16 protein-coding genes are annotated in these 14,090 nt (G+C 63.5%); 6 read left to right on the top strand and 10 right to left on the bottom strand.

Annotated elements, in window-relative coordinates; genetic code table 11:
• Positions 1–24 precede the first annotated feature (24 nt).
• The 9 genes from Q0974_RS01350 to Q0974_RS01310 all read right to left on the bottom strand — a co-directional run bounded on the left by Q0974_RS01350 (position 25) and on the right by Q0974_RS01310 (position 8,762).
• Entirely contained in the window at positions 25–621 is a 597-nt protein-coding gene (locus tag Q0974_RS01350; protein WP_299321710.1) for a riboflavin synthase, read from the bottom strand.
• Positions 621–1,589, bottom strand: coding sequence for a bifunctional diaminohydroxyphosphoribosylaminopyrimidine deaminase/5-amino-6-(5-phosphoribosylamino)uracil reductase RibD (gene ribD / locus Q0974_RS01345; protein WP_299321708.1), 969 nt, complete (start codon positions 1,587–1,589; stop codon positions 621–623). The genes Q0974_RS01350 and ribD overlap by 1 nt, the downstream gene beginning before the upstream one ends.
• A 10-nt stretch (positions 1,590–1,599) precedes the next feature.
• Entirely contained in the window at positions 1,600–2,037 is a 438-nt protein-coding gene (locus Q0974_RS01340; protein ID WP_299321706.1) for a hypothetical protein, read from the bottom strand.
• 57 nt (positions 2,038–2,094) lie between these two features.
• Positions 2,095–2,742 (bottom strand): energy transducer TonB, encoded by a 648-nt coding sequence (locus Q0974_RS01335; protein ID WP_299321704.1) that lies wholly within the window; start codon positions 2,740–2,742, stop codon positions 2,095–2,097.
• A 129-nt stretch (positions 2,743–2,871) separates the two neighbouring features.
• Complete coding sequence (locus Q0974_RS01330; RefSeq protein ID WP_299322133.1) at positions 2,872–3,744, bottom strand: acyl-CoA thioesterase II; 873 nt, start codon at positions 3,742–3,744, stop codon at positions 2,872–2,874.
• Positions 3,745–3,862: 118 nt separating this feature from the next.
• The gene (locus Q0974_RS01325) at positions 3,863–5,149 is read right to left on the bottom strand and encodes a serine hydrolase (protein ID WP_299321702.1); all 1,287 of its coding nucleotides are present in this window, start codon (positions 5,147–5,149) and stop codon (positions 3,863–3,865) included.
• Between the two features lie 68 nt (positions 5,150–5,217).
• On the bottom strand, positions 5,218–6,549 hold the full coding sequence (gltX, locus tag Q0974_RS01320) for a glutamate--tRNA ligase (protein ID WP_299321700.1): 1,332 nt from the start codon (positions 6,547–6,549) through the stop codon (positions 5,218–5,220).
• A gap of 3 nt (positions 6,550–6,552) precedes the next feature.
• Entirely contained in the window at positions 6,553–8,205 is a 1,653-nt protein-coding gene (locus Q0974_RS01315) for an NAD+ synthase (RefSeq protein ID WP_299321698.1), read from the bottom strand.
• A gap of 53 nt (positions 8,206–8,258) precedes the next feature.
• Positions 8,259–8,762, bottom strand: a complete 504-nt coding sequence (locus tag Q0974_RS01310) for a DUF2306 domain-containing protein (RefSeq protein ID WP_299321696.1) — start codon at positions 8,760–8,762, stop codon at positions 8,259–8,261.
• Positions 8,763–8,916: 154 nt separating this feature from the next.
• Here Q0974_RS01310 and Q0974_RS01305 point away from each other — a divergent pair, with 154 nt between their 5' ends.
• Positions 8,917–9,696 carry a LytTR family DNA-binding domain-containing protein gene (locus Q0974_RS01305; RefSeq protein ID WP_299321694.1) on the top strand — a complete coding sequence of 260 codons (780 nt, stop codon included), beginning with the start codon at positions 8,917–8,919 and terminating at the stop codon, positions 9,694–9,696.
• Between the two features lie 105 nt (positions 9,697–9,801).
• Complete coding sequence (locus Q0974_RS01300; RefSeq protein ID WP_299321691.1) at positions 9,802–10,737, top strand: ribose-phosphate pyrophosphokinase; 936 nt, start codon at positions 9,802–9,804, stop codon at positions 10,735–10,737.
• Here the strand turns inward: Q0974_RS01300 and Q0974_RS01295 are convergent.
• Complete coding sequence (locus Q0974_RS01295) at positions 10,734–11,276, bottom strand: TetR/AcrR family transcriptional regulator (RefSeq protein ID WP_299321689.1); 543 nt, start codon at positions 11,274–11,276, stop codon at positions 10,734–10,736. The two genes, Q0974_RS01300 and Q0974_RS01295, sit on opposite strands and share 4 nt — an antisense overlap.
• A 97-nt stretch (positions 11,277–11,373) precedes the next feature.
• Here Q0974_RS01295 and Q0974_RS01290 point away from each other — a divergent pair, with 97 nt between their 5' ends.
• The 4 genes from Q0974_RS01290 (at position 11,374) to rpmI (ending at position 14,088) form a co-directional block, all read left to right on the top strand.
• Positions 11,374–12,312, top strand: a complete 939-nt coding sequence (locus Q0974_RS01290) for an oxidoreductase (protein ID WP_299321687.1) — start codon at positions 11,374–11,376, stop codon at positions 12,310–12,312.
• Positions 12,313–12,364: 52 nt separating this feature from the next.
• A complete protein-coding gene (locus Q0974_RS01285) occupies positions 12,365–12,760 on the top strand; it encodes a cupin domain-containing protein (protein ID WP_299321685.1) in 396 nt (131 codons plus the stop codon).
• Between the two features lie 12 nt (positions 12,761–12,772).
• A complete protein-coding gene (hisN, locus tag Q0974_RS01280; RefSeq protein ID WP_299321683.1) occupies positions 12,773–13,564 on the top strand; it encodes a histidinol-phosphatase in 792 nt (263 codons plus the stop codon).
• Between the two features lie 317 nt (positions 13,565–13,881).
• Positions 13,882–14,088, top strand: coding sequence for a 50S ribosomal protein L35 (rpmI, locus tag Q0974_RS01275; protein WP_116236444.1), 207 nt, complete (start codon positions 13,882–13,884; stop codon positions 14,086–14,088).
• The last annotated feature ends 2 nt before the right edge of the window (positions 14,089–14,090 follow it).

Here is a 14,090-nt window from a genome sequence, read left to right as displayed (position 1 = left end):
CAACACGAAAATCACATGAGCATGTTATCTTCCTGTCATTCGCGCCAGATAGCGCGCCAATATATCGATCTCGATATTGACCGGCCGGCCAGCGGCCACCGTATCGAAGGTCGTGACCTCGGCGGTATGCGGGATCAGGTTGATCGTGAAGTGACAGCCATCGCCAGTATGGCGCACTTCGTTGACCGTCAGCGATACGCCGTCCAGCGTGATCGATCCTTTCGGCGCGATCAGATTCGCCAGATCATCCGGCGCGCAGATCACGAGTTCCGTCGAATCGCCGACCGGCTCGGCTGAGACGATTTCGCCGATCCCGTCGACATGGCCGGTCACGATATGGCCGCCCATTTCGTCGCCGAGCTTGAGCGAGCGTTCGAGATTGAGCCGTCCGCCCTCGTTCCACTGGCCCTGCGCCGTCCGCGACACGGTCTCGGCCGACAGATCGACGGCGAACCAGTCTTCGCCCTTATCGACCACTGTCAGGCACACGCCCGAGCACGCTATCGAGGCGCCGAGATCGACGGTCACCATATCGTAGCCGCAGCGGACGGCAAGCCTCAGATCGCCGCGCTGCTCGGCCTTCGCGATCGTGCCGATATCGGTGATGATTCCGGTAAACATCAGGCGCGCTCGTAAACCTCCAGCCGGTCCTTGCCAAGCATGCGCGTTTCGATGAGCTGCCATTGATCGTGCGCATCTTCGAGCCGCGCCAGTCCGATATCGCCGAGCGCGCTTAGGCCGGTGCCGATCAGGATCGGCGCACGGTACAGTAGGAGCCGATCGACGAGACCGGCGGCGATAAAGGCTGCCGCCGCGCCCGCGCCGCCTTCGACCAGGACATGGTCGACGCCCTCCATGTTCGCAATCGCCTCGGGGCTTTCGAGATGGCGCCAGGCCGGCGTTTCCGCCTGCAGCCGCAACTGCGCGAACTTGCTGACATCGCTGGTCAACACCGCACGGCTCGGAGCGCGGTTGCCCAGCCCTTCGATGCGGACATTGAGTGTCGGGGAGTCGGCCTCGACTGTCCTCCGGCCGGCAACGATCATATCGGCCATGGCGCGCTCGATATGCGCATGCGCGCGCGCTTCGGGGCCGGTGATCCACTGGCTCGAACCGTCGGGCAACGCCACCTGCCCATCCAGAGATGTGGCGAGTTTCAGCGTGACATGCGGGCGGCCCTTTTGTTGGCGCATAAAGAACCCCGCCATGGCCCGCCGCGCATCCTCGGCGAGCATATCTTCGATAACCTCCATGCCCCCAGCGCGCAGCCGGTCGATCCCTTTGCCGTTGGTGCGCGGGTCGGGATCGCGCGCGGCGATAATGACCCGGGCCGGCCGCGCGTCAACCAGCAGATCGGAACAGGCCGGACCGCGATTGCTTTCATGCGCGCAGGGTTCGAGCGTCACATAAACGTCCGCGCCGGTCGCTTCGACGCCTTCCAGCGCCATCGCTTCGGCGTGCGGCCGGCCACCGGGCTGCGTCCAGCCGCGCGACAGGACGCGCCCGTCGCGGACGATCACACAACCGACATTGGGGTTGGGAGCCGTGCGGCCCCGGCCGCGCCAGGACAGCGCGATCGCGGACGCCATGAACCGCGCGTCAACGCTCGTCAGTTGCGGTCTCCAGCGTCATGCCGTCCATCCGCTCGCCGGGGCGGAGCAGATTGCGGCGGTTTTCCTCGGTGATGCGATCCGCCTCGGCGGCCGCCTCGCGATCATAGTCTACGCCGCTGCCTTCGGCCAGTTCCTGAAAGCGTTGGCGCGATATCGCCCGGCGTTCATTCTCTTCGAGCGCCAGGACGCGCTGACGCTCGATGATTTCCTCGTCCGTGCGGTTCGATCCCCAGACTTCGGCATAGATGACGGTGGGCCCGGTCGGCTCGGCATCGGTCTCGCTGCTCATCGCGAAAGTGCCGATCAGCACCACGGGGATCGCGACGGCGAAAAACAGAGCGATCCAGTTGTGCCGCTCGCGCCGCCGGAAGAAGGAGGCGACGTCGCGGGCGATAATGCGCGGCTTGGGCGGAAGCATGACCATCGGTCCAAGATAGGGCAGCTTGGCCGCCAGCGCCAGAGGCCGAGCGGATTCAGCGGCTCAGCTGATCCTGAACTCCACGGTATGCTCCTGCCAGCTCTCGATCGGGACGCCGTCCCGCGTCGCCGGTTCGAACCGCCAGTTGCGCAGCGCCTGCCGTTCGGTCGCATCGCAAAAGGCCGGATGTGTCGCGCTGACCGGGCGGGCCTCGACGACCCGGCCGCTGGGCGCGATCCGCACCCGGATCGTACAACTGCCCTCGACATCCTGCCGCAGCAGACTGCTTGGATAGCGCGGCTGCACATTGGCCCTGCTTGCAAAGCGCGCGGTGCGGATTACGGGATCGGGCATCGCTTCGGGCGTGGTCGGCAAGGTTTCTCCGCGCGGAATTTCCGGCGTGCGCGGTATGTCGAGCGGCGGCAATGAGTATGTCGGCACATCGACGATCGGATCGCTCACCGTCGGCGTGTTCGGCAGTCTCACTTCAGGCTCCATCGGATCAGTCTGCTGCGCCGGCGGCGGTGCGGACGGGACGACATTGACGACCTCGATAGGCCCAGGCTCGACAATCGCGGGCACGACGCCCGATTTGACCAGAAAGGCCGCCGCCAAGGCCGCGCCGTGCAATGCGATGACGATGGCAAGCCCCGACGAACTGTGCCGGGACTGGTTCAGATAACCCGATTTTTGTGTGTTATGGCCGCCCATTTCTTCTCTCCCAAGAACGTGAACGATCTCAGGAAGATACACCAATTCGGGCCAAAAGTGTAGGTGAGGGCCTGTTGGTGCGTCAGCTGACGCACGCCGCAGCCGTTGAAAACTGCGGTTTCCGGGGTGTTACCGCCGTCGCAGACGCATCAGCCCTTCTTGCGCGGCACTCGCGACAAGCCGGCCATCCTGCGTGAAAATCTGGCCGCGATTGAAGCCGCGCGCATGGCCCGTCCAGGGCGAGTCGGTTGCGTAGAGCAGCCATTCGTCAGCTCGGAATTCCTCGTGCAGCCAAAGCGAATGATCGAGGCTCGCCATTTGCAGCGGGTCTTTCATCCAGCTGATCCCGTGCTTGAGCGTGCTCGTGCCCAACAGGCTCATGTCCGACGCATAGGCGAGGATCGCCTGATGCAGCCGGTGATCGTCGCCGATAGGCGCAACGGCGCGGAACCAGGTATAGCTGCGCGGTTCGGACTTTTCCGGCTTGGCCGGATTGCGCCGTTCGACCGGGCGCAATTCGATCGAGCGCTGGCGCAGCATGCGCTTGCGGAACGGCTCGGGGATCAGCTCGATATTCTCGCGCCAATAGTCGGCCTCGCTCTGCAGCGCGTCCGGACCCGGCACGTCGGGCATGTCGAACTGATGCGCGAGCCCCTCTTCGGGGCGCTGATAATTGGCCGCCATATTGAGGATCGGCTTGCCACGCTGCAGCGCGATGATCCGGCGCGTCGAAAAACTTCGCCCGTCCCGGTCCCTCTCGATCCGGTAGATGATCGGGTAATTCTCGTTGCCGGGCCGCATGAAATAGGCGTGGAGCGAATGGGCCCAGAGCTCGTCATCGACCGAATGATTGGCCGCGACGAGCGCCTGGGCGATCACCTGCCCGCCGAACACCCGCCCGACACCGCCCGGCAGGCGCGGGCCGCGATAGAGATCGGTATCAAGCTCCTCGACCGTGAGCAGGTCGCACAATTTGCCGATCAGCTCTTCGGGCGTCTTCAGGGTCCGGCCATGTTCGTCGTCGCTATCTGCCACGCTCTGTCCTTTTGCGTTGTGCGATGCGGTATCCGCTGCCCTCATCCTTCAGTGCGGCGGCCAGATCAACCCCGGCGGTCGCGTGCTACGGCGCGCCGTGCAGATCCGCATAGACCGAACCGAGCACCCCGGCGCGGAACGGCGTGATCTCGCTCGGCAGGTTCTGGACATAACCCGATGCGCGCAGATTGTTCGCGCGGTCGACCCAGGCGACCGTGCCGGCAGCGCCGCCCCAGCCAAAGGTACCGACGCCCTCGCCGGCGGCACCGGGTTCGATCGTCACGCGCCCGCCCGCGCCGAAGCCCGATTCATAATACATGGCCGTCTTGTCGATATCGGGCGGCAGCAGGTCCGACATGGCGAGCCGCGCGGTTTCGGTCTCCATCACGCGCACATCGCCGAGCGCGCCTTCGCCGAGCAGCATGGCGAGGAAGCGGTCATAATCGTGCGCGCTCGATACGAGGCCGGCGCCGCCATAGGGATAGCGGGGCGGCAGTGCATAGACCGAGCTCTCAGCCGGATCGACCTGCACCAGATCACCCTCTCGCAGCGTGTAGCTGGCCGTCATCCGGTTCTCTTTCTCCGCCGGCACCTGAAAGAATGTATCGGTCATGCCGAGCGGCACGAACAGGCGCTGGGTGAGAAAATCTTCGAACGGCACGCCAGAGGCGATCTCGATGATCCGCCCCAATAGGTCGATGGATACCGAATAGCTCCATTTGGTGCCCGGATCAGCGATGATCGGCAGGGTGGCGAGGCGGTTCGCAAACTCCTCGAGGCTATCCGGACGATGCGCCACGGCCTCGGGCGCTTCATGCATGATCACGCCCGGCTCCAGCCCGAGTCTCTGATATTCGGCGAGCAGCGGGCCGGTGGTGACGATCGTATAGCCGAGCCCGGCCGTGTGGGTGAGCAGGTGCCGGATCGTGATCGGCCCGCTTGCGGCGCGCGTGTCGAGGCTGTTGTCGGGATCGGTCAGCACGCGCGGCTCGGCAAAGCCCGGAATGAAGTCGGCGATATTCTGATCGAGGCCAATTACGCCATCCTCGATCAGCATCATCGTCGCGATGCCCGTGATCGGCTTGGTCATCGAATAGATGCGCCACAGCGTGTCCGCATCCACCGCCGTTTCGCTATCCAGCGCCACCGTGCCGTCGGCGAAATAGGCTGGGGCCTCCTCTCCCCTGCCCAAGGCGATCAGCGCGCCGGGGATGAAATGCTCGGACACGAAGCGCGGTATGAAAGAGGCTACCGTTGGCCAGCTGGGGCCGCCATCCAACGCGGCGAGCGCGCGGCCCGGCAATGTCGTGAGCGCGAGCCCCGCACCGATACCCCCCAACAATTGCCGCCGGTCCATCCGGATCGCGCCCATACCGATTCCCCCTCAGTTTTTTGCGGAAAGAGCTTTGCCAGACCGCACGATTTTCGCAAGCGCGCGGGTTAAGGTGCGCGCTTGAGTCTCGCGATCGCACGGTCCTTGCCGATCAGCGGCAGCAGGGCGGCCATCTCCGGCCCATGATCGCGGCCGGTCAGCGCCTGACGGAGCGGCAGGAACAGCGCCTTGCCCTTGCGGCCGGTCTGCTCTTTGAGTTGCCCGGTGAGATTCTTCCATGCCGCGTCCGACCAATCGAGTTCGGCAGCATGTCCGGCTGCCTGATCGAGAAAGGCCGCCGTCTCTTTATCGAAATCGACCGAATCGACTGGCCCTTCGACGACATGCCACCAGTCGGCGGCTTCGGCGACGGTGGCGAGATTGGGCCGGATCGCTTCCCAGCCCTCGGCGCCCATGCCGTCCGGCAGGCGATCCGTCACCACGGCGAAATCGAGCTGATGCACGATCTTGGCGTTGAGCGCGGCGAGCTCCTCGCTGTCGAACCGAGCCAGGGCCCGCCCGAAGCGCGCAAAATCGAAACTCTCAATCAGCGGCGCAACATCGGTGAAGGGCTCGACCGGGTCGCTGGTGCCGATCCGCGCGAGCAGCGAGACGACCGCCATCGGCTCGATCCCCTGTTCGCGAAACACCTCGACTCCTAGCGATCCCAGCCGCTTGGAAAGCTTGCCCTCGCTACCGACCAACAAAGCCTCGTGCGCAAAGGTAGGGGCCGCCACACCCATCGCGTCGAACATCTGCAGTTGCAGGCCCGTATTCGTCACATGATCCTCGCCGCGTACGACATGGGTCACGCCCATCTCGGCATCGTCGACGGCGCTCGGCAGCATATAGAGCCAGCTCCCGTCCTCGCGCCGGATGACCGGGTCTGAGAGCAGCGCCGGATCGAAATGCTGCGGGCCGCGAATGAGATCGTCCCACTCGATCGGCGCATCATGATCGAGCTTGAAGCGCCAATGCGGCGTCCGGCCCTCGGCTTCGAAATCGGCGATATGCTGCTTGGTCAGATCAAGCGCCGCGCGATCATAGATTGGCGGCTTGCCCCGCCCAAGCAGAATCTTGCGCTTGAGCTCGAGTTCCTGCGCGGTTTCATAGGCCGGATAGATACGCCCCGCATCGCGCAGTCGCGCGAACGCCGCCTCGTAGCGGTGGAAGCGTTCGGACTGCCGCTCCTCGCCATCGATATCGAGTCCGAGCCAGGCGAGATCGGCGCGGATCGCTTCGACATAGTCCTCGTTGCTGCGTTCCGCATCCGTATCGTCAAGCCGCAGCAGGAAACGCCCGCCAAGCTTGCGCGTAAAGAGCCAGTTGTGCAGCGCGGTGCGGATATTGCCGACATGCAGGCGGCCGGTCGGCGCGGGGGCGAAACGGGTGATGGTCATGGCTCAGTGCGTCCGGAACGCATTGGTGATCGGATAGCGGCGGTCGCGGCCGAAATTGCGGACACCGATCTTCACGCCCGGCGGGGCCTGGCGGCGTTTATATTCGGCGATGTAAAGCAGCCGTTCGATCCGCGCGACGGTCTCCCGCTCGAAGCCGCGTTCGACCAGCGCGTCGATACCGACCTCCTCTTCTACCAGCCCCATCAGGATCGGATCGAGTACGTCATAAGGCGGCAGCGAATCGCTGTCCTTCTGATCGGGGCGCAATTCTGCCGTCGGCGGTTTGGTGATGACGCTTTCGGGCATGACCGGCCCATCCGGGCCCATGGCAAGGCTCGGCCGGGTATCGTTGCGGAAGCGCGACAGCGCGAAGACGGTCGTCTTGTAGGCGTCCTTCAGCACCGAATAACCGCCGGCCATATCCCCATAGATGGTCGCATAGCCGACCGCCATTTCGGACTTGTTGCCGGTCGTCAGCAGCATATGGCCGAACTTGTTGGAGAGCGCCATCAGCGTCACGCCGCGGATGCGCGACTGGATGTTCTCCTCGGTGATATCGACTTCAGCGTCCGCGAAACTGTCTTCGAGCATCGCGTCGAAACCCTCTACCGCTGGGTGAATCGGGATCGTATCGAGCTTGCAGCTGAGCATTTCCGCGCAGCCCGCCGCATCATCGAGGCTCTCTTGCGACGTGAAGCGCGACGGCATCATCACGCACCAGACCCGGTCCGCGCCCAGCGCATCGACGGCGACGGCCGCGGAGAGCGCGCTGTCGATCCCGCCGGACAGGCCGAGCACGACGCCCGGGAAGCGGTTGCGGTTCACATAGTCGCGCAGGCCGATCAGCATCGCATGGTAAATGTCCGCCGGATGATCGTCGAGCTGATGCTGCGGTCCGTCGGTGCAGGCCCAGCCATCTGCCTGCTTCTCCCACACCGTCGTCGCGACTTCCTCTTCCCAATCGGCATACTGCCACGCGATCTCGCCATCCTTGTTGAGGATGAAGGAGGAGCCGTCGAACACAATCTCGTCCTGCCCGCCGACCCGGTTGAGATAGGCGAGCGGCAGGCCCGTATCGGCGGCGCGACCGCGCGCCAGCGCCAGCCGGATATCGTCTTTCTCCACCTCATAGGGGCTGCCATTGGGCACGATGAACAGCTCCGCGCCGCGCGACGCGAGATGCGCACAGACACCATCGACCCAGATATCCTCGCAGATCGGCACGCCGATCTTTACACCGCGAAAATCGATCGGATCGGGCAAAGGCCCGGGCTTGAAGAGGCGCAGTTCGTCAAACGTGCCGTAGTTGGGGAGGCGATGCTTGCGGACGACCGCCGCGATCTCGCCGCCATCGAGCAGCGCCATAACGTTATGGAGCCTGCCCTCCTCGACCATCGCCGTGCCGACAAGCATCGCCGGGCCGCCGGAAGCCGTGGCCGCGGCCATCCGCTCCAGTTCGGCCCTCGCCCGTTCGATCAGCGCGGGTTTAAGGACCAGATCTTCCGGCGGATAGCCGATCAGCTGCAATTCCGGAAAGACGATCAGATCGGCCTCGGGGCAGTCGGCCCGCGCGCCGAGCATCGCATCGGCATTGCCGGCGAGATCGCCCATCACCTGATTGAGCTGCGCGAATGCTATGGCCAGCCGATCCGTCATGCGCCGCTCTTAGGCGCGGGCCGCGCGCGCCGCAAATCGAAACTGCGTGCCGTTCAGCCGAACAGCATCGTCCCGAACAGCCGGCCCGGAATGAAGGTGAAGGCGCCGGCGATGATGATGCCGATATAGACGCCTTCCATCGCCTTGTAATGCGCCTCGATATTGCCGCGCCGCGCCTGCCAGACGGCATAGGGGATCGAGACGATAACGATCGCGGAGAAAATGTGGATGAAGGAGAAGCTCTCGCCGACCCACAGGCTCACCACCGCCGTCGTCAGCATCAATGCCGCCCAGATTCGCCCGAGCAGCCTGTGGAGCGCATCGCCCTTGCGGCGGAACAGGACCCAGGCGCCAAGCGGCAAGGCCGGCACGACGGTGGCGATATGGAGGATCAGCGGCAACGGCAAATTCTCCATGGACCTCACCGATTCAGGTTCCGCCGCGCCGCCGAAGCTCAATGCGGTCAGAGTGAGGGTGAGTATGATCGTGCCGAGCGCGATAAGGAGGATCGTGCCCAGGCTCGATCGCTTTGGCAGGGGCCGGTTGGCGGTGGTCATGGTCGTGTTCCTCATGGCTGTGCGGCAAGACTGGCAGAGGCCCGTTCGCCGGCAAGCAAAGCTGCGTGAGGCGCGCAAATATTTCGCCAACCCCGCGGAAGTAGGCTATTCGCCCATTCACGAAGCGCGAACGGGACAGTCCGAAATCATGCAAATGCGCCAATTGGCCATCGAGATTTTCATCATTGCCGCGATCGGGCTTGTGCTCGGGCTGCTCGGGCCATTCGGTACCTATGAAATGCCGCCGGCTTTGCGGCTCGCCTATTGGGTCGGCTTCATCCTGATCGGCTATGCGCTGTACCGGCCTGTCTATGTCGTCGCCTTGTGGCTGTCCGAAGAAACGCCGGTGCCGCTATGGGCCGCGCTGCTGATTGCCGCCGCGCTGGCGGCGCTGCCGCTGACCCTGCTGATCGCCTATGCCATCGCTGGCTTCGCGATCGACGATCATTATTACGGCCCCGGTTTTCCGCTGCTCTATCTGCAGGTCTTCGGCATCGGGCTTGGCGTCCAGATCATCATGGGGACGTTGTTCGCGGGTCGTGACGAAAGCGATGCCGCGCCGGAAGCCGTGGCCGCGCCGAAACCGCTCGACGTGCGGGATATCGCCATGCCCGAGCGGCCCGACGCGCCTTTTTTCAAGCGCCTCCCGCCCGAGCTCGGCGATCATCTCGTCTGCCTCGAAATGCAGGACCATTATGTGAAGGCGCATACGCTGGCGGGCAGCGAAATGCTGCTGATGCGGCTGCGCGATGCGATGGCCGAGCTGGACGGGGTCGAAGGGATGCAGGTGCATCGCAGCTGGTGGGTGGCGCGCGATCAGGTGCGCGCGATCCGGCGCGAGGGGCGCGCGATCAAGCTCGAGCTCGCTAACGGCCTGCTCGCCCCGGTCGCGCGGAGCCGGCAGGAAAAATTGCGCGCCGAGGGCTGGCTCTGACGGTCCGATATCGCGGCGTACGCCACACTCCCCAGAAAAGCGCGGGCGACCGGTTTATTTTTTCCGGCCACGGCGTAAAACGCTACCGCAAAGGGGAGTGTGCTCATGAAATTGCTGTCGGGTAATTCCAATCTGCCGCTGGCGAGCGCGATCTCCCAATATCTCGAAATCCCGCTCACCGAAGCCAATGTCCGGCGCTTTGCGGACGAAGAGATTTTCGTCGAAATCCTCGAAAATGTCCGCGGCGAAGATGTGTTCGTCGTCCAGTCGACCAGCTATCCGGCGAACGACAATCTGATGGAGCTTCTGATCATCATCGATGCGCTGAAACGCGCCTCGGCGAAGCGGATCACGGCGGTCCTCCCCTATTTCGGCTATGCCCGGCAGGACCGGAAGCCTGGCCCGCGCACGCCGATCTCGGCCAAGCTCGTTGCCAATCTCATTACCACCGCCGGCGCCAATCGCGTGCTGACCATGGACCTGCACGCCGGCCAGATTCAGGGCTTTTTCGATATCCCGACCGACAATCTCTATGGCGCGCCGGTGATGGCGGCGGATATTTCCGCGCGTTTCTCGAAGAAAGACATCACCGTGGTTTCGCCGGACGTGGGCGGCGTGGTGCGCGCCCGCGCGCTCGCCAAGCGGCTCGACAATGCGCCGCTCGCGATCATCGACAAACGGCGGGAGAAGCCGGGCGAATCCGAAGTGATGAACATCATCGGCACGGTCGAAGGCCGTTTCTGCATTATCGTCGACGATATCGTCGATTCCGCCGGCACGCTGTGCAACGCCGCTGCGGCGATGAAGGAATCGGGCGCGGAAGAGGTGATGGCCTATTGCACGCATGGCGTGCTCTCGGGCGGCGCAGTCGCGCGGGTCGACGGTTCGGTGATGAAGGAGCTGGTGATCACCGATTCGATCGGCAATCACGATGCTATCGCCGAGGCCGAGAAAATCCGGCACCTGCCTATCGCGCCGCTTTTCGCAGAAGCGATCCGGCGCATCGCCGACGAGAGCTCGGTCTCCAGCCTGTTCGACTAAGCCGGCACCAGCGCGGAAATCACCCGGGCAAGCCCGTCGCGATAGGCGGCATGATCCTTGGCCGTGTGAAGCAGGCCTTTCGAGGCCCAATAGAGCGTATGCGCCATATCGACGGCGCGGGCGTCCGAAATCCCGGCCGATTGCCCGGCGAACAGCTTGGCCACTTTTGCGTTGATATAGCGTTCGGCCTGTTCCGACAGTTCAGCCGCCTCGCCGTGCACCATCGTGAGAATCTCGGCGGCATGCGGCGATGCGCGAAGCGTCTCAACATGTTGCCCGGCCCAGATGTCATAGGCCGCCATCAGCCGGTCCGGAATATCCAGCCCATCATCTTCCAGCATGGCCAGCGTTTCGGCGGCCGATTGCTCGATCAGCGTCTTCGTCGCCCAGCCGAACACGCCTTCCTTGGATGAAAAGCGGTTGTAGAGCGCCTGGCGCGAAATCCCCATCGCATGGGCAAGGTCCCCCATGGATGTCTTCCGAAAGCCATAGAGCGCGAAAACGCGCAGTACGGCATGGAGCGTATCGTTCTGGCTCATGATTACGAAATTGACATTTTTGTTCTTTTTTGTCAACTATGTCAAGACACCGATTCGCTACATTGATACGCCGCGCTAAGCGGCAAGGGAGAAACCCATGCTCGACGTGACCAAAACCGGCATTCGCAACTGGAAACCCGATGCGCTGCCCGATCTGACCGGCAAGCGCTACATCATCACCGGCGGCAATAGCGGGATCGGCTTCGACGCCGCGAAGATGCTGGCGGACAAGGGCGGCGATGTCGTGATTGCCGGGCGCAGCGAGCAGAAGATCAATGCCGCCGCAGCATCCCTACAGAGCAGCGCGACTGGCGAGATCGATACGGTTCAGCTCGACCTGTCCAATCTATCCAACGTCCGCAAGGCCGCCGAAACCGTGCGCGCGCGCTACGACAAGATCGACGGGCTGATCAACAATGCCGGGATCATGCAGACCCCGGAAACCCGCACGGTCGATGGCTATGAGCTGCAACTGGCGACCAATCATCTCGGCCATTTCCTCTGGGCCGGACTGCTCTTCGATCTCGTCGAACACGCGGACGGCCGCATCGTGACGGTATCGAGCATCGCCCATAAGTTCGGCACGATCTTCACCGACGATCTGATGTTGGAGAAGAGCTATTCGCCGACCCAGGCCTATGGCCAGTCCAAACTCGCCAATATGCTGTTCGGGCTAGAGCTGCATCGCCGGCTCGCTGCCAAGGGCAGCACCGTCCAATCGATCGTCTGCCATCCCGGCTATTCCAATACCGCGCTGCAGGACACGGGGCCGTCGGGTCTGCTCAACTTCGCTTACAAGTTTCTCAATCCGCTCTTGGCCCAACCCTCGGCGCTCGGCGCCATTCCAACCGTGCTCGCGGCGGCCGGTGAGGAGGCGCAATCGGGCGCCTATTATGGGCCGACAGGCTGGGGCGATGCACGCGGCCCGGTCGGCGATTCCTTCGTTGCCATGCGCGGCCGCAATGCCGAGCGCGCGCAATGGTTGTGGGAGGAGAGCGAAAAACTGGTCGATTTCGAGTGGGATTTCCTGAGCTGATCCGACCAGCGCGCGTTTGACCGGGTTTCGCGCGTCCGGTATTTGTCCACGCATGGCCAAAGCCGATATCTTCACCCATCCGATGCATCTCGGACTTGGCGCGACGGCGATCCCCCAACCCGAATTTACCGGTCTGCCCTGGTATGAAGACTATGGTGAGCGCACGGCTGCCGATGGCGCCGAAGGCCGCCTCGTCAGCGCGCACCGGTTCACGGAAGACTGGGATATGTGGGAAATGCATCCCAAGGGCGATGAGGCCGTTATCTGCCTGTCGGGCGAGATGACACTGCATCAGGAAATGGCGGATGGAACGAAGAAAAGTGTCACCCTCACCCCCGGCGAATATGCGGTAAATCCACCCGGCTGCTGGCACACGGCCGATATCGATAGCGAGGCATCCGCACTTTTTATCACTGCAGGCATGGGCACCGAACATCGGCCGCGCTAACAGGCAGCCACCATGCCGACACTGAATGATGATCTCGCCCTTGCGCAACGCCTTGCCGATGCGGCCGGCGAAGCGATCCGCCCCTTTTTCCGCGCCGAGTTCGAACGCGAGGACAAAGCCGATTCCTCGCCAGTCACCGAAGCAGACCGGGCCGCAGAAAGTGCGATCCGCGCGATCCTCAAAACGGAACGCCCCGAGGACGGCGTTATCGGCGAGGAATTCGGCCGAGAGCGCCAAGGCGCATCGCGCCAATGGGTGCTCGATCCGATCGATGGCACGGTAAGCTTTATCGCCGGCCGGCCGACTTTTGGCACGCTGATCGCGCTGATGCAGGATGGCTGGCCCGTGCTCGGCGTGATTGATCAGCCAATCGCGGGTGAACGCTGGGTCGGCGCGATGGGGCAGGCGACCGAATTCAACGGCGCACCGGCGGAAACCCGTCGCTGCCGAGCACTAGCCGGCGCAATGGTCGCGACGACGAGTCCGCACTGTTTCTCCGGAGAAGAGAGCAACGCCTTTCTCCGCGTCGTCGCCAAGGCGCAGGCACAGAAACGGCAGGGCCCGATCTATGGCGGCGATTGCTATAGCTATGGCCTGCTCGCCTCCGGCCATATCGACATCGTCATCGAGGCAGGCCTCGCGATCCACGATTTCGCCGCGCTGATCCCGGTCGTCGAAGGTGCAGGCGGCCATATGACCGACTGGTTCGGGGAGCCGCTATCCGGGTCGAGCGACGGCAATGTGATCGCACTCGGCGATCCGGCGCGACTCGACGATGTGCTGGAAGCGCTGCATGGGAATTGATTTGTCAGACTCGACCTGTCGACCGAGCGCTGCAGATTCTTTTTTCAGAATTTCCCTAGCGGGAAATCGCGGCACCGGGCCGCTCCCCCTCCCGCCCTCCCATTGACTGTTCCCTGTTTGGGGGGTCGGGAGGGGGAGCGGGCCGGTGCCGCGCCGAGCCTAAGGCGAGGTCTGACAAAAGACTCCACCCAAGCAATAATCTTGCTTTCCCGGCCGCACGTCGCTATGTCCGCCATCTTCCAAACGATGTGAGGAACTGTCCGGCCGGAATGGGCTGCCGAGGCCGTTCGCAAATCGTCAAATGCAAGGAGACGAAAATGCCCAAGCTGAAGACCAAGAGCGGTGTGAAGAAACGCTTCAAAATCACCGCCACCGGCAAGGTCATGCACGGCGTCGCAGGCAAGCGCCACCGGCTGATCAGCCATAACGCAAAATATATCCGCCAGAATCGCGGCACCGACGAACTGTCTGCCGCCGATGCCAAGGTCGTCAAGAAATGGGCGCCCTACGGACTGAGGAAATAGAC

The organism is Parasphingopyxis sp. (genome assembly GCF_028279465.1).
Taxonomy (GTDB): domain Bacteria; phylum Pseudomonadota; class Alphaproteobacteria; order Sphingomonadales; family Sphingomonadaceae; genus Parasphingopyxis.
Note: the sequence above shows the minus strand (reverse complement) of the source record. Positions and strands in the feature narration are given on the sequence as shown.